Here is an 18524-nt window from a genome sequence, read left to right as displayed (position 1 = left end):
TAAGTCAATGGAAACGAATATGACGACGAAACCGCTACAGTACGGCATTCAGAACGACCGACCATGAACGAAGACATCGTCGCCGACTTCACCGGTCACTTCTTTCTCGGACAGTCAGGCGGTGGAGACGGCGGATCGGGGGGGAAGCCGGTGAACGGTCGGATCATCATGACGAAACGGCGGGTCGTACTCGCGTCGTCGGACGGGAAGGAAACGATCCCGCTCTCGCGGGTCGTCGACGTCAACGTGGGGAGCGTGCCGAACCACGTCAAGCAGTTCTTCAACGATACGGTGACGATCGGCTACCGAGACGAGGAGGGGTCGACCAGGAGCGCGGTCATCGAAAGCGAGGGCGAGATTGCCGAGAAGTTCGTCGCGATCCTGTTTCGCTGCCTGCTGAACGGGCGGAAGGTCGCAGTGAAACACCCCGCCCGCGTCGGCGGCCGCGTCAAGGACACGCCGGTCGTCCCGGGAAAACTCCGAATCAAGAACCGACGGATCGAGGTCCAGACCAAAGGCGAGAACTTCAGTTTCGACGTCGAGCGAGTGATGTCGATCGACCGCGGAAACAAGATCGGCGAGAGCGACGACCGGGTGACCCTCGTCGTCAAGCACATCGACGACGACTCCGGACTGACCAAGACGTCGCTGATCGCGCCCTCGAAGAGCCAGTACGTCAACCTGCTCGCACGATTCCTCCGCCTCGAGTTCGACGAACTCCGCGAGGAGGTCGACGACATCGACCTCTCGGACCCCGAGAAGCGCGTCCTCGTCAGCGTCCACGCAACCGGCGGCGATATCGACTTCACGAACATGCTGGACGGAGATCCGGCCTACGTGACCAACGTCTTGAACTCGGTTCGAAACAAGGACCTGATCGTCGAGAGCGGCGACGAGATCTCGCTGACGCCGAAAGGGCGGATCATCGTCAGCGAACGGATCGAGGACGTCAACGCCTGATGGAGCCCTGATTCGGGTCGAGCGTATCGACGGGCAGGGACCCTCGAGTGCGACGAGGACGGCGGGAACGGGAAACGGAAACGGAAACGGAACCGAAAGCTCGAACCGACTCAGTCGCCGTTTTTCTGCTGCTCGAACAGCTCTTCGGGATCGACCCGCGTGTTCTCCGAGTTCTCGACCAGCAGGTCGTCCAGGGCCTGCTCGAGTTCGTCGCGCCGCGGCAGGGCGAGCATCTGACAGGTGAATACCTGATCGCTGTTGGTTTCGATGCTCGAGTCCAGCAGGAACGCGTGATCGTCGGTCTCGCCGATGCGAGCCGTAACCGGATTCATCACCGACGCACCGGTGTCGGCGACGAACTGCGGCGGCTTGTGTTTGATCTCGGCGTTTAACACGTTGGCCCAGCCGTCGACGAACCCGCTGGTCATGATGTTCGAGAGTTCCTTGAGCGCCTCCTGTTCGACGTCGCCCCACTGTTCGTCGGTCTCCATCGGTACCAGCGAGTCGACGACGGCCCGTCCGGAGGGCTGGTCGAACAGGATCACGAGGAAGCCGCTGATCTTCCCTTCGTACTCCATGACGGTACCGACGTAGCGTTTGCTGCCGACGGCCTTCGGGATGTCCTCGATCGGCACCAGCGTCAGGCGGCTGACGTTGACGGCGGTGTCGATCCCCGTCATCGAGGTGATGTTGGTCGCGGCCTTCTCGGCCCCCTCCTTGGTCATATCCGTGAAGACCTCGAGTTTCTCGAAGGAGATGCCCCCCGCCGTCTGCGGTTGCATCGTCCGCTCGAGCGAGGTGGAGTCGGGGACGAGCAGGATTCGGAAGTCGACGGCGTTATCGACGCCGTCGCCGGCCTCGACACGGCTGCGGAAGACGAACAGGTGGCCGTCACCTTCGGTCGCGGACTGGGGCAAGACGTCGGTCCCCGTTCCCTCGATGTAGGTCGGTGGCGAACTCTTGATCCTGGCGTTCAGGTAGTTGGCCCAGCCGTCGACGAAGCCGCTTGACATGATGTTGCCGACTTCCTCGATGCTGCTTTTCTTCTTCTCGGGGTCGTCGGCCGGGACGAGCTTGTCGGTGATCGCTCGTCGCCCCTTCTCGTCGAACGCCAGGGCGACCTCACCGGAGATTTCGCCGTTCAGATCGACGCTGACGCCGGCGAACTCGCTGCCGATGAATTCCTGTTTGAGGTCCGTGGAGGACATCAACGAGACGTTCGTGATCTGAACGTTCGTCTGGATACCGGTCAGTTGGGACAGCGAGTCGGCAGCCGACTGTGCACCGTCGTGGGCGAGTTGCTGGTAGTTCTCGAGTTCGCGGATGTCGATCTCCATGGCGAGTTACCCGGCAGCGATGCTGTTGAGTTCTTCGAGCACGCTTTCCTTCTGGAACGGTTTGGTGATGTAGCCTTCCGCGCCGGCCTTGATCGAGTCTTTCATCTGCTCGGCCTGCTCGACGCTGGTGCACATGACGACCTTCGCGTTCGGATCCATATCCGTGATCTCGTCGGTCGCCTCGATCCCGTCTTTGATCGGCATCACGATGTCCATAAAGACGATATCCGGCTCCTCTTCCTGATAGAGTTCGACGGCCTCGACGCCGTTTTCGGCCTCACCGACGATGGTGTGGTCTTCCTCGAGGATTTCGCGAAGAAGATCCCGCATGAACCCGGAATCGTCTGTGATCAATACGTCCATAGGGGAGTGAATACACCCGGATGACTTAATGATGTTGACCGATTCGATGTCGTATTCGTAGCAAACGGGACGACGGAACGGCCGTTCGTACAGCTGTTGAATCCGAACGCGAGCTGAAAATTCAATCTATATTACGCGCGGAATAACGACGGCGTGATCGTAACTAGAGCGTCTCGACGTCGAGGATCATCACGACCTCGCCCTCGCCGAGCACGGACGCCCCGCTGATCCCGGGCGTGCCGCTGAGGACGCCCTCGAACGGCTTGATGACGACCTCTTCCTGTCCGACGACGTCGGAACAGCGCAGACAGACCTGGCGGACGTTGTCCTTGATGCGAACGACCATGTCGTCCTCGGCGTGCTCCGCGTCGGGGACGTCAAGCCGGTCGCCGAGCGAAAGCAGCGGGTAGACGCGGTCGTCGTGGGTCACGGTCGGCCGTCCTTCGACGGTCTCGACGGTGACGTCCTCGAGTTCGGAGATCTCGTCGATGTTCTTGATGGGGACGCCGTACTGCTCGTCGCCGACGGTGACGAAGAGGACACGGACGATGGCGACGCTGACCGGCAACATGAGCGTGATCGCGGTCCCCTCGCCGGGTTCGCTCTCGACGTTGATCGAGCCGTCGACCCCGCGGACGACCTGGTTGACGACGTCCATTCCGACGCCGCGGCCGCTGACCTCGGTGACCTCCTCGGTCGTCGAGAAGCCGGGGTGGAAGATCAGGTCGTAGACCTCCGAGTCGTCGAGCACCTTGATCTCCTCTTCGGTCTTGACTCCCTGCTCGACGGCCTTCTCGCGGAGTTCGTCGACGTCGAGCCCGCGGCCGTCGTCCTCGACGGTGACCGAGACCCGGTCGCGTTCGCGCTCGCCGATCAGCTTGATCGTCCCCTCGCGGGGTTTGCCCTTCCGCTCGCGCTCCTCGGGGGGTTCGATCCCGTGGTCGACCGCGTTCCGGATGAGGTGCATCAGCGGATCGCCCAGTTCGTTGAGGATCGAGCGATCCATCTCGATGTCGACGCCTTCCATCCGGAAGTCGATCTCCTTGTCCTGCTTGCGCGAGAGGTCACGAACGACCCGCGGGAAGTTGCCGACGATCTTCTTCAGGGGGACCAGCCGGATCTCGAGGACCGTATCCTGCAGGCTCGAGGTGATCTTGCCGTGTTCCTCGAGTTCGTCCTCGGCCTCGACGAGGTCGTGTTCCTCGATGATCTTCCGGAGCTTGATCCGGCTGGTGACCATCTCCTCGACCTGGTTGTAGAGCTGGTCGATCTGTTCGACGTCGACGCGGATGGATTCGACCTCCTGGGTGTTGTGCGAGAGGTCGGATCCGGACTCGCCCCCGTCCGCGTCGTCTTCGTCCGTCGCGTCGTCGCCGTCGGCCGTCACGTCGTCGCCACCGCTCTCGTCCGCATCGCCGGCCACCTCGTCCGTCAGCCGTTCAGCGGTCGCCTCCGCCACGTAGCGGTTGTCCTCGTAGAAGCCCGCCACGTCACCGGCCGTGACGTTCGCGTCGGTCCGGAGGTAGGCGTCGAACTCCCCGCCGAACTCCTCGGACTCGAGGACCTCGTCCTCGGGGACGGTCTCGGCGAGATCGTACTCGTCCTCGGTCGCGTCGATGACGAACATCGCGTCGACCTGTGGGGACTCGTCGTTGTCGATGACGACGGTCGCCCGGAACAGGTCCTCGCCTTCCTCGAGGTCGACCGTCTCGCGGAGGTGCTCGAGGGGGACGTCGTGGGTGGCGGTGAGTTCGTCGCCCCCGGCGTCGTTCGGACCGTTGCCGTCGTCCTCGGTCGCGTCCGAACCGGTGTTCTCCTCGATCGAATCGCGGATCTCCGAGATCGTTCCCTCGGGGTTCGTCTTCGTCTCCCCGTCGTCGGAGATCTCGTTGACCATCTGCTCGAGGAGGTCGACGCCCCGGAAGATCAGGTCCATCCGCTCGCCGGTCACCGCGAGTTCGCCGTCGCGGATGCAGTCGAGCAGGTCCTCGATGGCGTGGGCCAGGTTGCTCGCCTTCGTATAGCCCATCACGCCGAAGTTGCCCTTCAGGTTGTGCGCGACCCGGAACACCGTCTCGATCGCGTCGGATTCCTCGGGGGTCGCGGCCTCCTCGAGTTCCAGCAGGGCGTTGTTGAGTTTCCGGACGTCCTCTTTGCTCTCCTGGACGAAGGTGCTGGTCGGGTCGCTCACGAGGACCACCCCCGGAAGGCGTTGACGACGCCCTCAGCGATCCGATCCTTGGGCAACACCATGTCGAGGTCGACCCGGTCCGCGGCCTCCTTGGGCATCCCGTAGACTCGCGAAGTCGATTCGTCCTGTGCGATGGCCTTGCCGCCGGCATCTTTGATCGCTGCGAGCCCGTCCGCGCCGTCGGCACCCATTCCGGTGAGGACGACGCCGGCGAGGTTGCCCCGCCGGCCGATCGTCTCGGCCGCGGTCTCCATCGTGACGTCGATGGCCGGCTTGACGTTGTGTCGCTCCGGCCCGTCGTCGTGGGCGACGGTGAGCCGTCCGTTCCGGAGGCTCGTCACCTCGAGGTGGTAGCCGCCCTTCGCCAGGACGCCCTCCCCGGGGCCGATCGTGTCGCGGCCGGTCGATTCTCGGATCTCGTAGTCGGTTCGTTCGTCGAGACGCGTCGCGAAGCGTTCGGTGTAGTGATCAGCCATGTGTTGAACTATCACAATTCGCAACCCTGCTCGCTCGGGCAGTTCGGACAGCACTCGTTCGACGACCCGCGGGCCGCCGGTCGATGCGCCGATGACGAGCGTCGGATCGTTCGGGAACTCCTCTGTCGCGCCGACGTCGACGGTGGTGGGTTCCTCGCGCGTCGAGCGTGACGTCCCGGCGTCGGATCCGGAGACGTCCGCCGCGGCGACCGCCCGGACCTGATCGACGATCTCGTCTTGCTTCGACCAGATCGGGACGGAGTTGTCGCCGCTCGGTTTCGCGATGAAGTCGACCGCGCCGGCCTCGAGGGCCTCGAACGTCGCCTCGGCGTTTTTCGTCGTCTGGGAGCTGATGACCAGCATCGGCGTCGGCCGCTCGGCCATCACCTGCTCGATCACCTCGTGGCCCGTCAGGCCGGGCATCTGGATGTCGATCGTCGCGACGTCCGGCTCGAGGCGGGTGATCTGCTCGACGGCCTCGGTCCCGTCCTTGGCGCGGGCGACGACGTCGATTCCGGCGTCCTCGAGGATCTTGCCGAGCGTTTCCCGCATGACGGCAGAGTCGTCCGCAATGACTGCCCTGACCATCAGTGACACCGAAACTGGCGCTCGCGGGTGTGAATCACGCTCGATACCTGCCCGACGGCGTCGGTCCGTCGGTGCTGTCGTCGTCCGGTTTTCGGAGAGAAAATAGTGCTCATAGCTGTCAGGTACTCGTTCGCGCTCTTCGCGACCGCCGCGGTCGGCCGCCAGTATACTCAGCGGACGATACGTTCCCTGCCATGGAACTGAATTGCGATGTTCGACTGATAAAGAATTCGGCCGATTCGACACGTCGCCCGCCGACGACGGCGAATCCGGTCTCGAGGAGGTCCGTTCGACGTCGACCGACGGGGACGATCGACGACGGGTCCCCGCCGGGGTTGGAGCGGGACTCGTTCGCCGGTGGTTCGGAAAACTTCGAAGGACTTCGAAGGATTTCGAAGGACTTCGGATCCCCACGGATCGTTTCGGACCGCAAAATCCCGTCGCCTAACCCGTCTCGAGGCCGTCGTGCGGTCGGTTGGCCGTGTGAGTTATGTGGGCAGAGTTGAAATCTCACGAGAGAATGGCGGAACCCGCTCGGCTGTGTGTGACAAATCAGAAGGGAGGTGTCGGAAAGACGACCGTCGCGATCAACCTCGCCGGCGCGCTGAACGACCGCGGCCGGGACGTACTCTTCGTCGATCTCGACCCCCAGGGGAACGCGACGGAGGGACTCGGGCTGCTCGAGGCCTACGACGCGGAGCCGCCGACGCTGCTCGACGCGCTCGTCGACCCCGAGGGCGTCCCCCGCGAAGAGATCGTCTACGACCACGAGGAGATGGACGTCGTCGCGAGCAACGTGGACATGAACGCCGCCGCCTCGACGCTGGCCGCCGAGGACGACGCTGAACTACGACTCGACCGGCTGCTGACGTCGCTCGAGAGCGACGCCGGCGCCGACGTCGACGTCGACTACGACTTCGTCGTCGTGGACTGTCCCCCACACCTCGGCGCGGTAACCGACAACGGGCTGGTCGCGGCCCAGAACCTCGTGATTCCGGCGCTGGCCGAGCCCACGAGCAAGCGCTCGCTCGAGTTGCTGTTCGACTACGTCGGCGCGCTCGAGATGGATCACGACGTCGAGATCGAACCGCAGGCGCTCGTGGCAAACCGGATCGAGAACACGAACGCGGCCGACGAGATGCTCGAGTGGTTCGAGGACGCGCTGCCGGAGACGCCGCTCTACCGGGTCCGAAAACGGGTGGCCTTCCAGCGGGCGTTTTCCGCCGGGAGTTCGATCTTCGCGGTCGAGGAGGAAAACGACATGCGAGAGGTATTCGCTTCGATGGCCGAGACACTCGACGAACGACTCACCAGTACCAGACTGGAGGTATCGGCATGACCGACGACAGAGCCCGGCGGATCCGGGAGATGCGCAACCGTTCGAGTCGTGGGGACGGCGAGGGCGGATCCGGCGACGAGACGGGGACGAACGAGGAATCGGCGTCCGAATCGACTGACGAGATGGAGAGGGCCGACTCGGAACCGGAAGCGACCGACGGGGGGTCCAGCGACGCCACAGCCGAGGGGGGAGACGACGCCGAGACTTCCGAGGAGTCTACGGACTCGAACGTCGATACGAACGACACCGACGACGGCGACACGAACGACGACTCGAGCGGCGGAGAGACGGTTTCCTACGACGAATCGGAGATCGTCGACGCAGAGGACGAGACGAAAGCAGACGCAGACACCGAAGGCGAACTCGATCCCGAAGCCGAGTCCAGTCCCACGCCAGCCGTCGCGGACGCAGACGACGACGGCCTCGAGGCGATGGTCGAACGCCCCGCCGACGAGGAAGCCGCCGAACAGGGGATCGACCCCGCCTTGCGCGGCGCGATCGCCGGCATCGGAGGCGACGTTGACCTCGGGAACGGTGCCACCGTCGACGCCTCTGCCGTCGGTCAGGAGGGCGATCGGTACGGCGACGCGACGCTTACCCGCAGCAAGGAGGTCTTCGAGCAGGGCGACTCGCTGATCGCCTCGACCCACAACCAGGCGGACACGATCCAGATGCTCGAGTTCTACCTGCGTGACAGCCGCTACGCGATCGAGATCGACCGGGTCAGCGCGATCGTCGAGATGAAAGACATCACGCGGTTCCCCCGCGGCCCCGACGCGATCGACGGCGTCACCGACCTCCGCGGCGAGATCACCGGCGTCCTCGATCCGACGGCCATGCTCGATATCGAGCGCAACGAACTCTCGGAAGAACACTACATCGTCGTCCTCGAGCGCGACGACGACAAGCAGAAACTCGGCGTGCGCGTGACCGACGTCTCCCAGGCGGTCACCTACCGGGAGTCCCAGATCGACGACCCCAACAGCGCGATGGACGGCGACGTCGGCGCCCAACACGAGTTCGTCGAGGGGATCGTCAAGAAAAACACCGATGGGGAGACGACCCTCGTCACGTGGCTGGACGTCGACGAGATCATCGACAACATCTCGACCGAGCACACGCCGGCGGCGGACGCGTAACGCCGGGACCGAACGTCGTTTCTTCTCGTCGCTGGCCCGTGTCACCGGCCCGCGTCGCCGTAGCCGCGTCGCCGTAGCCGCGTCGCCGTAGCCGCGAGTGCCGACGGCCCGTACCCGACGGACGACGACCCGAGCCGCCCCGGTCGGCGACGAGCGGGTATCGAACCGAAACGGAAACTCGAAACAGGAGCGCAGTTCCCGACGAAACAGCCTCGAAACGGCCGATCTGCCACGAGATTTAACTACCCCAGGTTAGACGTTCACAGTGATACGAATGAGTGAACGGACTGTCGACCGAAGGGGCCGTGGAGAGACGGTGGGGACGGACGACGAACCCGAGCTCGCGGGAACTGGGGACACGACCGATGACCGAACGCTCCGTCGCGCCGGCTACCAGCAACTGTTCGACGGGACGGGCGTGCCGACGTTCGTGCTCGACGCCGACGGCCGCGTCCGCGAGTGGAACGCGGCCATCGTCGAACTGACCGGCGTCGACCGCGAGGAGGCGATCGGCCACGAACACGTCTCCGAGCTGTTCTACCCGGACGGCCGCCGTGCGGACACCCTCGCCGACAAGGTCCTGCAAGCGCCAGACCGGGCCCACCGGGAGTTCGACGTCGAACTTCGGGACCCGTCGCGCAACCGGTACGGGGACAGCAGTACGATGGTCGACCGCCACGGCGACGAGAAGCACATCGACTTCTCGGCGACGCCGCTGTACGAAGACGGCGATCTCGTGGGGGTGATCGAGGTCGTCGTCGACAGAACGGACGTCGTGAACCAGCGCGACGCCACTGCCGACCTCGTCCGCGAGATACAGGCGACGGCGAACCGGATCGGCCGCGGCGACCTCACGGCGCGAGCCAGCCGCCGCGAGGAGTTCGCAGCGCTCGAGTCGGAACTGACGGCGGTTATCGACGACGTCAACGAGATGGCAGACACCCTCGAGACCCTGACCGGACGCGTTACCGAGCGCGCCGAGCAGATGGAGGCCGCCGTCGACGAGGCGACCGGCGCGGCCGACGAGATCTCGGGGAACGTCTCCGAGCAGCACGCGCTCTTGCAGGACTCGGTCGACGAGATGCAGTCGTTCGCGGCCGGGATGGAGGAGTTGGCTGCCCAGGCCGACGAGGTCGACTCGGCGGCCGAGGACGCCAGCGAGGCGGTCGAGAACGGCCTCGAGGCCGGCGAGGACGCACGCGAGGCGATGGCCGACGTCGTCGAGATCGGCGACGAACTCGTCGAGAGCGTCGACGCCCTCTCCGCGCGGATGGACGAGATCGGCGACGTCGTGGAGGTGATCTCGGACGTGGCCGACGAGACCAACCTGCTCGCGCTCAACGCCAACATCGAGGCCGCCCGCGCGGGCGAGAGCGGCGACGGCTTCGCGGTCGTGGCCGACCACGTGAAGACGCTGGCCGACGAAACCCAACAGCACACCGAGGAGATATCGACCAGCCTCGAGGAACTCCAGGCCCAGACCGACGAGACGGCCGACGCGGTCGAACGCTCCCACGGGCGGATCGACCACGCCGACGAGCAGATCGAGGCCGTCCTGGACGCCCTCGAGGGGATCTCGGCATCGGTCCAGGAAGCGACGAACGGCATCTCGGAGGTGGCACGCGTCGTCGACGACCAGACGGCCAGCGTCGAAGAGCTCACGTCGACGATGGAGACGGTCCGGGATCGCTCCGACGAGAGCGAGGCGGCCGCCGAGCGGGTCGTCGCGGCGACGGACCACCAGCAGCAGACGATCGATCAGCTGGTGGACGAAGTCGACGAGCTACGGACGGAGACGGACGTGGACGAGCGGTAGGCCGCGGGCCCGATAGCCGATAGCGGCGACTCCCCTCCCGCGGACGCGGCGCTGCGAACGCTCCCTCGGACGGCCGCGAAGCATATCACCGTCGCTCGTCTAGACGTTCACCTCGAGAAGACATACGATGAACGACGATCCCGAGACAGCCACGGATAACGATACCGACTCGCTCGGCGCGATCGATTCCGGGGCCGAGAACGTCTACGAGACGATCTTTCGGGCCATCGACGACGCCGTGTTTCTGGTCGACGTCGAGCGGACGGACGACGGCAGCGACGGGGGTGGAGGGTACACGTTCACGTTCCGACGGAACAACGCCTCACACCGGGACCAGACCGGCCTCTCGGAGGACGAACTCCGGGGACAGACGCCGCGGGAACTCCTCGGCGACGAACAGGGGGCGACCGTCGCCGAGAACTACCGGCGCTGTGTCGAACGGGCCGAGCCGATCGAGTACGAGGAAACCCTGCCGTTCGGTGCTGGCACGACCTGCTGGGAGACGAAGTTGACGCCGATCCTCGAGGACGGCGAGGTGAGCGGCATCGTCGGGACCTCGCGGAACGTGACGGAACGAAAGAAGCGGGAACGGACGCTGAACCGCATGCACCGTCGGTTCGAAACCGTGCTCGAGACCATGTCCGCCGCGGTGTTTCTGAAAGATACCGACGGCAGCTACCTGCTGATGAACCGGGCGTGTCGGGACCTGTTCGGCATCGACGCGGACGTGGACGTCACCGAGTTGACCGACGAGGATCTGTTTCCCGCCGATCGGTTGCCCGACTATCGGCGGCAGGATCGACGCGTCCTCGAGACCGGCGAGTCGATCGAAACGGAGGAGACGGTCCCGACTGCCGAGGGGGAGACCGTGCGGCTGACGCGGAAGTCGCCGGTGTCCGACGAGGACGGGAACGTCGAGGCCATCTGTGGGGTCTCGACGGACGTCTCCGAGCGGAAGCGACAGCAGGAGCGACTGCAGCGCCAGTCCTCGCTGCTCGAGGCCGTCACGGAGGCGACCAAGGACGGGACGCTGGTCACCGATCTCGACTGGACAGTCCTCCACTACAACGACCGGTTCCTCGAACTGTGGGGGCTGGCCGATCGAGACGAGGTCCCGACCGACGGGGAAGCGTTGCTGGCGGACGCCCTCGACGTGATCGAGGAGCCCGAGCCCGAACGATTCGCCGCCACGATCGAGCGGTTGTACGACCGCCCCGACGAGGTCCACGGCGAGGAGATCCGGCTCGAGGACGGGCGCACCCTGGAGTTCTATTCGACCCCCGTCGTCGACGACGAGCGGCGATACGGTCGCCTCTGGGTCTATCGCGACGTCACCGCACGCACCGAGTACGAAGCGGCCATCGAGCAGGCCCACGAGGAGCTCCGCCAGATCATCGACCTCATTCCGGACCTGATCTTCGTCAAGGATCGCGACGGCGAGTATCTGCTGGCGAACGAGGCGACCGCCGAGGCGTACGGCACGACGCCCGCGGACGTCGAAGGCAGCACGGAGTCCGAGGTCATTCCCGCGGCCGAGGATTCCGAACAGTTCCGGTCCGACGACCTCGAGGTCATCGAGTCGGGCGAGCCCAAATCGATCCCCGAAGAGGAGTTGACGACCGCCGACGGCGAGACGAAGACGTTCCGCACCGTCAAGATCCCCTACGAGGTGTCCGGCAGCGGCGACGACGCCGTGCTCGGCTACGCCCGGGACGTCACCGAGCGCAAGGAGTACGAACGTACGCTCGAGCGACAGCGGGACAACCTCGAGTTGCTCAACCAGGTCGTCCGCCACGACGTTCGCAACGACCTCCAGCTCGTGCTTGCCTACACCGAACTCCTCCGGGAACACGTCGACGAAGGAACCGAGGAGTACGTCGAGCAAGTACTGGAGGCGGCTCGCGAGGCGGTCGACATCACGGAGACGGCCCGCGACGTCACGGAAGTGCTGTTGCAGGTCGGGGTCGACCGCTCCCCCGTGCGATTGCGGCCCGTCCTCGGGGACCAGGTCGACGACGTCCGCTCGAACCACGAACGCGCGTTGCTCACCGTCGAGGGATCGCTTCCGGACGTCACGGTGCTGGCCGACGAGTTGCTGGAATCGGTGTTCCGGAACCTGCTTTCCAACGCGATCCTCCACAACGACGAGGACGTGCCGACGGTTACCGTCTCGGCGGAGGCCGACGACGAAACCGTCCGGGTCCGGATCGCGGACGACGGTCCCGGTATTCCCGACGAGGAGAAGAAACGGATCTTCCAGGAGGGAGAGAAGGGACTCGACAGCGACGGAACGGGACTGGGTCTCTACCTCGTCAGAACCCTCGTCGACCGGTACGAGGGCGACGTTCGAATCGTCGATAACGAACCGGAAGGAAGCGTCTTCGTCGTCGAACTTCCGGTCGTCGACTGAGACGGCGTCGTCTCCCGCACGATCGGGTTCGACAGTCGGCTTCGCTCGAGCGTCGACGGAAAACGCGAACGACGAAGGACGGACTTGCCAGGAGTTAGACGCGAACGTCGGTCGGATCGATCCAGAGCACGAACTCGTCGCCCCGGCGGATCACGCCGGCGATTCCTTCGCCCTCGACGGAGGTGTCGACCTCGTCGACGTCGATCTGCTCGACCTGGTGAACCTCGTCGGCGAGCCAGCCGATCCGCTCGTCGGAGCCGCGTTTCCGCTTGAAGACGATGATTCGGTTGCCAAGCGACGGCTCCTCGTCGCCGAAGATCATCCGCAGGTTGACGATCTTGGTCGTCTCCCCGCGCAGGTCCATGACGCCCTCGATGTGATCCGGCGTGTTCGGCACGGGTGTCAGTTCCTCCGTGTTGACGATCTCGGCGACGTAGCCGATGTCGACACAGTAGCGGTTCTCCCCGAGGCTGAACTCGAGGACGTGGGTGGTGATGCCGTCCGAATCCGCGTCCGTGGTGGTCTGGTTCGTCGTGGCCATGGTCAGGTTCGTTCCGTTCGGTCGCTCGCGGTCGCGTCGCGGCCCGGGTCGACCCCCGTTCGGCGACGAGCTTACCGAGCGACTGCGTTCGGAACCGTCCCCCGGCCGTCGTACGGCCGTCGGCCGGGTGTGCGGACGGGCGTGGCTTCCCCTGTCAGGGGCGAGCGCGAAACCCGTCGGTTCCGGACATAGTCGTGAAAGGGGAGGTAACACAGATAAGTGTTTTTGCAGCGAGACCGCTTCTGACGGCCGATGGCCGTAATCTTCATGTGCGAGCATCCGGGCGACCGACTCGAGCGGATACCGAACCGAGTCGCCGATATCGGGCGGTGTCGCGGCTTTTATCCCGCTCGAAGGCCGATAGCGGGCCATGACCGCAGACGAGAGCGAGTTTCCCGCGCGCGAGGAGTTTCTGGCGGGCGACCGACCGGACGACGTCGCCCTCTTTCTGGCCGATTCCTACGTCTCCGACGACCGGCTGGCGGAGTTCGGCGAGGACGTCGACGGCGGCGTCCTGATCGTCGTCGACGGCGAGCGCGGCCGAAGCGCGTTCCAGGCCGCGACCGGCACCGGCGCGATGCAGTTCGCCAAATCGGCGATGGAACACGAGGGGATCGTCGACGCCGACCTCGCCGGCGGCACCTGCCCGGAGACCCCGGGCGACGACGCCGGAGACCACGAGGTGCAGTTCGTCTTCGCGTTCACCGAGGAGCAGAACGAGGACGTCGGCGGCATCTACGCCGAGGGCGACGTCGTCCACGCCTACGCGCAGTGTTCCTGTGGGGTGGCGTACTCGGATCGGTGGAACCCTGGTGATGCGGGCGACCCCGGCACCGACCTCGAGGCGTAACCGGCAGGACCGGTCAGGAGTAAGGAATATCCTTTTCAGCGCCCGGAAGGTAGTCGCGGCCAATGAGTTCCTTTGACACCCCGCACAAGACGGAACGGTTCGCGCTGACGGGCCGGGAAGGCCGCGTGATGGGTGGCGCGAGCGCGCTGATGGCGCTTACCGTCGCGTTGATGTACGTCTTCGTGGCGACGCCGCTCGCGACCGTCAACGATCTCCTGTTCGGGACCGCGCCGATCCTCGGCGTGCTCGTCTACGGTGCGGTGATCTTCGTCGGCGAGTTGATCGCCGAACGCGGCGTCGAGAACGGGGACATGGGAACGGCCTTCGTCGGGATGGTCCTCCTGCAGGTGGCGTTCGGCGTCTTCGGTGCCGGCGTCCTCCGGTTCGCATCGCCGGAGTCCCGCCTCACGATCCTCGGGATCACGGCGATCGTCACCGCGGTCATGACTGCCCTCGTGACCGGCTACGTCTACGCTCGCTCGACGACCTTCGAGCACTGGGGCCGGTTCGCGAACTACGCGTTCCTGGGCGGGATCGGGGTCATCGCCGTCGGCTCGTTCGTCCTGCCGACCCTGCTTTTGGTCGGGTTCGTCCTGGTGTTCCTCGGGTTCGTGCTTCGGCTTGGCTACGAGATCTGGCAGGTCAGGGACCGCCGCGACGTCTCGACCGGCCTGCAGATCATCGGCGTCTACATCGCCGTCGCCGGGGTCTTCGTCCACGTCCTCCAGCTCGTGATGCGGTATTTCGCCTCCCAGGAGTAGCCGTCGACGGACGGTCCGCACTCGAGTCTCCGCTCTTTCTCGACTCGGATCAAAAGTAATACAGCGTATATTTCTGATGTCACTATCCATCAAATACCATAAAATATCCCATAGAAACGATTATCGACGGAAACTATACTACAATGGCCACTACGTTTATTTGATATAACTGGAAACTGAGGACTGATGACGATGGACCGTCGCCAGTGGCTGACGTCGATCTGTACAGCCTCGATAGGCGCGATAGCAGGCTGTACCGGGGAACTGGAAGCCATGACCGAAGACGTCAACGAGGAAGCGACTGAGACAGTCGACGAAACGGTCTCCGACCTGGCGCGGCCGCCGAACGCGGACGTCGAGATCGAATCGGACGGGACGATCCTCGTTCTGTCGACCGATCCGGGGACGGTCGGCGTAATGTGTGGGCTCCCGGAGACCGACGACCCCGTCGAGGAGGTCCGAACCGCGGACGAAGCCGTAACCGGCCCCGGCGAAATCGAGGGCTGTGACGCGGAGCGAATCGTCGCGGTGAACGAAGCGGGGGACATCGAGGTCGTCGAACGCCTCGACTGACAGCAGGTTCAGACGGATCGGCGAACGTGAGGGCTCTCGAGCCGCGCCACGCAGTGTGCCCGACCGGCTACGTGTCCTCGGCTGGTTCGTCTTCCTCGCCTTCGTCCTCGATGACCTCGCGGAACGCGTCGAGGATGACCTGCTTCGTCACCGCGCCGCGCGAGGTCCAGTGATTCGCGTAGTCGAGCATGTCGTCGTAGATGTCGGGCTTGCAGCCCGCGGCCTTCGGGTGGCCCCCGCCGTTTACCTTCCCTGCGACCTCGTGACAGCGGTCGAACGCCTCGGTCCCACGGATGGAGGCCGAGCCGGCGGGTTTGACGACCACCGATGCGTCCGCCCCTTCCTCGCGCATCGCTTCCGCGACCTCGTTTTGCGAGCAGCGCCCGTAGGTGACGCCAACCGTGTAGTCGCCGATCTCGCGGTACTCCGCCCGGGCGATCGCCCGGTCGATCAGCGCCTCCTTCTCGACGCGGCGTTCCTCGATGAACTCCCGGACCCAGTCGGGCAGGTCGACGCCGTACTCGCGGACGACCTCGACGTACTCCGCGGGGTTGGTCCAGTAGGCGTAGTCCGCCAGGTCGTCGCTGCGGGGATCCTCCTGCAGCCAGAGGTCGTGGTCCCGCGTGACGGCTGCGAGTTCCTCGTACATCGGGGAGAAGTCGTACTCGAGCGAGCGATAGACCACGTCCGCCGAGCACTCCTCGTCGGAGTCGCCGACGACGAGGTCGACGCCGGCCTCCCGAACCGCCTCGGCGACCGCGTCGTCCCACTGGTGGTGGTCGTACCACGCAACCGAGTCGGCGGTCTCGAGGGCGGCCTCGAGTTCGTCCTCGACGTACTCGTAGCGGTCGGGACAGAGGTCACAGACGTAGAGGTCGATCCCGGGTTCGGCGTGGTCGGCGACCCGCTGGATGGCGTCCTCGACGTCGTGGGGGCTGGCGGGGACCAGCGCGACCTCGTGGGGCGTGGGTTCGGGGGCCTCGACGGCGTCGTCGCCGGGGAGATCGAGCGTTTCGCCCTCTTCCTCGCCGCCGGCGGGGGCGTCGTCGCCTTCGGGGGAGGGGGCTTCGTCGTCGTCCTCGTCGTCGGGCTCCGGCACCGCCCGAACGTCGTCGTAGGCCTCCCGAAGCAAGGCGACGCAGGCCAGCCCGTCGGCGTCGGGATCGGCGATTACCGCGACGTCGGCCCCCTCGAGGGCGGCCGCAGTCCGTTCGTCCTCCAGGTCCTCCTCGAGGGAATCAGGCAGGAAGAAGCCGGTTCCCGGGAGGACTGACTTGCGGGCGACCGGGAGATCGCCGCTGTCGATGAGTTCGTCGTACATGTCCCTCGATGGGGGACGACGGGGGAAGTAAGCGCCGGTCTCGGGAGCGTTCGACCTGGATTCGGGTTCGAGTTCGGGTCCGGACACGGACACGGACTCAAGCACTCGAGCACTCGAGTCCGACTCCCTGGCCGATCAGGCGTCGGCGGCTCCGGCTCCGTCGGTCTCGGTCTCGGTCTCGGTCTCGGTCTCGCTCGCGGCCTCGGCGTCGTCCCCACCCATCGGATCCAGCTGTCGCACCGTCAATACCGGCACCGGGGAGGTCCGGACGACCCGCTCCGCGACGCTGCCCAGCAGCAGGCGGTTCTCGCCGTGGCGACCGCGGGTCCCCGTCGCGATCACGTCGGCGTCGATCTCGCGGGCGTACTCACAGATCTCGCTGGCCGGTCGCCCCTCGCGGACCGCCGTCTCGATCTCCCGGTCCTCGTCGGTGCGCTCCTCGACGGTCGCCAGCGCGGCGTCCGCAGTCGTCTCGAGGGCGGTACGAAGCTCCTCCCGAAGCTGCTGTGGCGAGGCGTCGACCTGGCTCGCGTCGACGACCGAAAGGGCGTGTATCTCGGCGTCGAAGCGGTCGGCGAGATCGAGCGCGACGTCGACGGCCCGCTCGACGCTCTCGGAACCGTCCGTCGCGACCACGACCGTATCGAACATATCCAGTCGTTACGCCCGTAACCGCTTAAATACCACCGAAAGCGGACCGTCTCCGGGAACTGAACGGCCCACTCGAGGGTGGGACGAAACCGGAGAGAGGGCGGCGGCGCTCGAGACCACGGGGGAGGGTTTTTTTGGTCGCGGCACAGACTGAGCCGTATGGGTAAGGACGACAGCGAGCAGTTTACCGTCGATACCGTCCTCGCGCCGGTCGACGGCAGCGACGAGTCCGCCACCGCAGTCGAGTACGCCGTCGCCGTCGCGGACCGGTACGACGCCGACGTTCACGCGCTCTTCGTGCTCGGTCGCGGGGTCGTACGCGGGTTGGATGCCGGCACCGTCGACGAGGACGACGTTGCCGAGAAGACCCAGGGCTTTTTCAACGATATCGGATCGATCGCCGACGACTACGACGTGGCGCTGTCGACGTCCGTCGACGACGGCTTCTCCCAGACACGCAAGACCCGCCACCCCGGCAACGTCGTCCTCGACACCGCCGACGAACTCGACGCCGACTTCATCGTCTTGCCGCGGGAGCCCGTCACCGAACCGTCGGCCGAAGTCCTCGAGAAAGCCGCCGAGTACGTCCTCTCCTACGCGAGCCAGCCGGTCCTTTCAGTCTAGCAGGATCGCCATTTCCTGTTCGAAGCTCTCCCCACCGGTCGTCTCGAACCCGACCCGCTTGTAGAGCGCGATCGCCGGCTTGTTCCACCGTTCGACGGTCAGCCAGACGCGGGTGATCCCCACGTCGCTCGCGTGCCCGAGCAACTGCTCGAGCAGGACCGTGCCGATCCCGGCCCGCTGGTACTCCTGGAGGACGAAGATCGCGAGTTCCCACTCGATGTCGCCGGGGCCGGGACCGTCGGCGTCGTCACCCTCGCCGTCCATCGACGGCGGATCGTCCGCATCGGGAACCAGCATGGCGTGTCCGACCACGTTCCCGTCGTGTCGTGCAACGACGTTGATGCTCTCGTCGGCGATCGTCTCGAGCCAGCCCCGGATACGCTCCTCACCGGTCGGCGGGATCCCCTGGGCGCGGTCGGTGGGGTCGAAGGCGTCGTACATCTCGACGACGTCGTCGATAACCTCCTCGAACGAGTCCGGCGCACGGACCTCGATCGTACGGCCCTCGCCGTCCTCGAACGTCGACGGCGGCGAGGGGAACGGGCCCGATGGTTCGTCCGGGTAGACGCGCGTACCCGACATCG

Annotated in this window: 17 protein-coding genes; 9 read left to right on the top strand and 8 right to left on the bottom strand. The window is 65.5% G+C overall.

Going from position 1 to position 18524, the window contains the following annotated elements; translation table 11 throughout:
• The first annotated feature begins 63 nt into the window (after window positions 1-63).
• On the top strand, window positions 64-960 hold the full coding sequence (locus BM113_RS20715; protein WP_089789894.1) for a CheF family chemotaxis protein: 897 nt from the start codon (window positions 64-66) through the stop codon (window positions 958-960).
• Between the two features lie 110 nt (window positions 961-1070).
• Here BM113_RS20715 and BM113_RS20710 read toward each other — a convergent pair whose 3' ends face one another.
• The 4 genes from BM113_RS20710 to cheB form a co-directional block, all read right to left on the bottom strand.
• Window positions 1071-2297 carry a chemotaxis protein CheC gene (locus BM113_RS20710; RefSeq protein ID WP_089789893.1) on the bottom strand — a complete coding sequence of 409 codons (1227 nt, stop codon included), beginning with the start codon at window positions 2295-2297 and terminating at the stop codon, window positions 1071-1073.
• A 6-nt stretch (window positions 2298-2303) separates the two neighbouring features.
• The gene (cheY, locus tag BM113_RS20705) at window positions 2304-2660 is read right to left on the bottom strand and encodes a chemotaxis protein CheY (protein WP_089789891.1); all 357 of its coding nucleotides are present in this window, start codon (window positions 2658-2660) and stop codon (window positions 2304-2306) included.
• Between the two features lie 163 nt (window positions 2661-2823).
• Window positions 2824-4860: a chemotaxis protein CheA gene (gene cheA / locus BM113_RS20700; protein ID WP_089789889.1), complete on the bottom strand. Its 2037-nt coding sequence runs from the start codon at window positions 4858-4860 to the stop codon at window positions 2824-2826.
• On the bottom strand, window positions 4848-5915 hold the full coding sequence (gene cheB / locus BM113_RS20695; RefSeq protein ID WP_089789888.1) for a chemotaxis-specific protein-glutamate methyltransferase CheB: 1068 nt from the start codon (window positions 5913-5915) through the stop codon (window positions 4848-4850). The genes cheA and cheB overlap by 13 nt, the downstream gene beginning before the upstream one ends.
• Before the next feature lie 520 nt (window positions 5916-6435).
• Between cheB and BM113_RS20685 the strand changes: the two genes are divergently transcribed.
• From BM113_RS20685 to BM113_RS20670, 4 genes are all read left to right on the top strand, one after another.
• Window positions 6436-7254: a ParA family protein gene (locus BM113_RS20685; RefSeq protein ID WP_089789884.1), complete on the top strand. Its 819-nt coding sequence runs from the start codon at window positions 6436-6438 to the stop codon at window positions 7252-7254.
• Window positions 7251-8393, top strand: coding sequence for a chemotaxis protein CheW (locus tag BM113_RS20680; protein ID WP_089789883.1), 1143 nt, complete (start codon window positions 7251-7253; stop codon window positions 8391-8393). The genes BM113_RS20685 and BM113_RS20680 overlap by 4 nt, the downstream gene beginning before the upstream one ends.
• A 274-nt stretch (window positions 8394-8667) precedes the next feature.
• Window positions 8668-10209, top strand: coding sequence for a methyl-accepting chemotaxis protein (locus BM113_RS20675; RefSeq protein ID WP_245758139.1), 1542 nt, complete (start codon window positions 8668-8670; stop codon window positions 10207-10209).
• 127 nt (window positions 10210-10336) lie between these two features.
• Window positions 10337-12619, top strand: a complete 2283-nt coding sequence (locus BM113_RS20670) for a PAS domain-containing protein (RefSeq protein WP_089789879.1) — start codon at window positions 10337-10339, stop codon at window positions 12617-12619.
• Window positions 12620-12713: 94 nt separating this feature from the next.
• On the opposite strand, the gene BM113_RS20665 is transcribed toward BM113_RS20670, so the two are convergent.
• Complete coding sequence (locus BM113_RS20665) at window positions 12714-13160, bottom strand: chemotaxis protein CheW (protein WP_089789874.1); 447 nt, start codon at window positions 13158-13160, stop codon at window positions 12714-12716.
• Window positions 13161-13530: 370 nt separating this feature from the next.
• Here BM113_RS20665 and BM113_RS20660 point away from each other — a divergent pair, with 370 nt between their 5' ends.
• The 3 genes from BM113_RS20660 to BM113_RS20650 all read left to right on the top strand — a co-directional run bounded on the left by BM113_RS20660 (window position 13531) and on the right by BM113_RS20650 (window position 15344).
• Window positions 13531-14010, top strand: coding sequence for a DUF5807 family protein (locus tag BM113_RS20660; RefSeq protein WP_089789872.1), 480 nt, complete (start codon window positions 13531-13533; stop codon window positions 14008-14010).
• 62 nt (window positions 14011-14072) lie between these two features.
• Entirely contained in the window at window positions 14073-14771 is a 699-nt protein-coding gene (locus BM113_RS20655; protein WP_089789870.1) for a hypothetical protein, read from the top strand.
• A gap of 186 nt (window positions 14772-14957) precedes the next feature.
• Window positions 14958-15344, top strand: coding sequence for a hypothetical protein (locus BM113_RS20650; RefSeq protein WP_089789868.1), 387 nt, complete (start codon window positions 14958-14960; stop codon window positions 15342-15344).
• A gap of 67 nt (window positions 15345-15411) precedes the next feature.
• Here BM113_RS20650 and BM113_RS20645 read toward each other — a convergent pair whose 3' ends face one another.
• The gene (locus BM113_RS20645) at window positions 15412-16665 is read right to left on the bottom strand and encodes a DHH family phosphoesterase (protein WP_089789866.1); all 1254 of its coding nucleotides are present in this window, start codon (window positions 16663-16665) and stop codon (window positions 15412-15414) included.
• A gap of 135 nt (window positions 16666-16800) precedes the next feature.
• Entirely contained in the window at window positions 16801-17316 is a 516-nt protein-coding gene (locus BM113_RS20640) for a universal stress protein (protein ID WP_089789865.1), read from the bottom strand.
• Between the two features lie 159 nt (window positions 17317-17475).
• Here BM113_RS20640 and BM113_RS20635 point away from each other — a divergent pair, with 159 nt between their 5' ends.
• Window positions 17476-17940 carry a universal stress protein gene (locus tag BM113_RS20635; protein ID WP_089789863.1) on the top strand — a complete coding sequence of 155 codons (465 nt, stop codon included), beginning with the start codon at window positions 17476-17478 and terminating at the stop codon, window positions 17938-17940.
• Here BM113_RS20635 and BM113_RS20630 read toward each other — a convergent pair.
• The gene (locus BM113_RS20630) at window positions 17932-18522 is read right to left on the bottom strand and encodes a GNAT family N-acetyltransferase (RefSeq protein WP_089789861.1); all 591 of its coding nucleotides are present in this window, start codon (window positions 18520-18522) and stop codon (window positions 17932-17934) included. The two genes, BM113_RS20635 and BM113_RS20630, sit on opposite strands and share 9 nt — an antisense overlap.
• Window positions 18523-18524: the final 2 nt, after the last annotated feature.

The sequence above is a fragment of the Natronobacterium haloterrestre genome (assembly GCF_900112205.1).
Classification (GTDB): Archaea; Halobacteriota; Halobacteria; order Halobacteriales; family Natrialbaceae; genus Natronobacterium; species Natronobacterium haloterrestre.
Note: the sequence above shows the minus strand (reverse complement) of the source record. Positions and strands in the feature narration are given on the sequence as shown.

Bases quoted from the DNA above. Each gene is read 5' to 3' on its own strand.
- BM113_RS20665 (WP_089789874.1), bottom strand. From the start codon at position 13,160: ATGGCCACGACGAACCAGACCACCACGGACGCGGATTCGGACGGCATC.
- BM113_RS20675 (WP_245758139.1), top strand. From the start codon at position 8,668: ATGAGTGAACGGACTGTCGACCGAAGGGGCCGTGGAGAGACGGTGGGG.
- BM113_RS20710 (WP_089789893.1), bottom strand. From the start codon at position 2,297: ATGGAGATCGACATCCGCGAACTCGAGAACTACCAGCAACTCGCCCAC.
- BM113_RS20645 (WP_089789866.1), bottom strand. From the start codon at position 16,665: ATGTACGACGAACTCATCGACAGCGGCGATCTCCCGGTCGCCCGCAAG.
- BM113_RS20715 (WP_089789894.1), top strand. From the start codon at position 64: ATGAACGAAGACATCGTCGCCGACTTCACCGGTCACTTCTTTCTCGGA.
- BM113_RS20680 (WP_089789883.1), top strand. From the start codon at position 7,251: ATGACCGACGACAGAGCCCGGCGGATCCGGGAGATGCGCAACCGTTCG.
- BM113_RS20660 (WP_089789872.1), top strand. From the start codon at position 13,531: ATGACCGCAGACGAGAGCGAGTTTCCCGCGCGCGAGGAGTTTCTGGCG.
- BM113_RS20630 (WP_089789861.1), bottom strand. From the start codon at position 18,522: ATGTCGGGTACGCGCGTCTACCCGGACGAACCATCGGGCCCGTTCCCC.
- cheY (WP_089789891.1), bottom strand. From the start codon at position 2,660: ATGGACGTATTGATCACAGACGATTCCGGGTTCATGCGGGATCTTCTT.
- BM113_RS20685 (WP_089789884.1), top strand. From the start codon at position 6,436: ATGGCGGAACCCGCTCGGCTGTGTGTGACAAATCAGAAGGGAGGTGTC.
- BM113_RS20655 (WP_089789870.1), top strand. From the start codon at position 14,073: ATGAGTTCCTTTGACACCCCGCACAAGACGGAACGGTTCGCGCTGACG.
- BM113_RS20635 (WP_089789863.1), top strand. From the start codon at position 17,476: ATGGGTAAGGACGACAGCGAGCAGTTTACCGTCGATACCGTCCTCGCG.
- BM113_RS20640 (WP_089789865.1), bottom strand. From the start codon at position 17,316: ATGTTCGATACGGTCGTGGTCGCGACGGACGGTTCCGAGAGCGTCGAG.
- BM113_RS20670 (WP_089789879.1), top strand. From the start codon at position 10,337: ATGAACGACGATCCCGAGACAGCCACGGATAACGATACCGACTCGCTC.
- BM113_RS20650 (WP_089789868.1), top strand. From the start codon at position 14,958: ATGACGATGGACCGTCGCCAGTGGCTGACGTCGATCTGTACAGCCTCG.
- cheB (WP_089789888.1), bottom strand. From the start codon at position 5,915: ATGGTCAGGGCAGTCATTGCGGACGACTCTGCCGTCATGCGGGAAACG.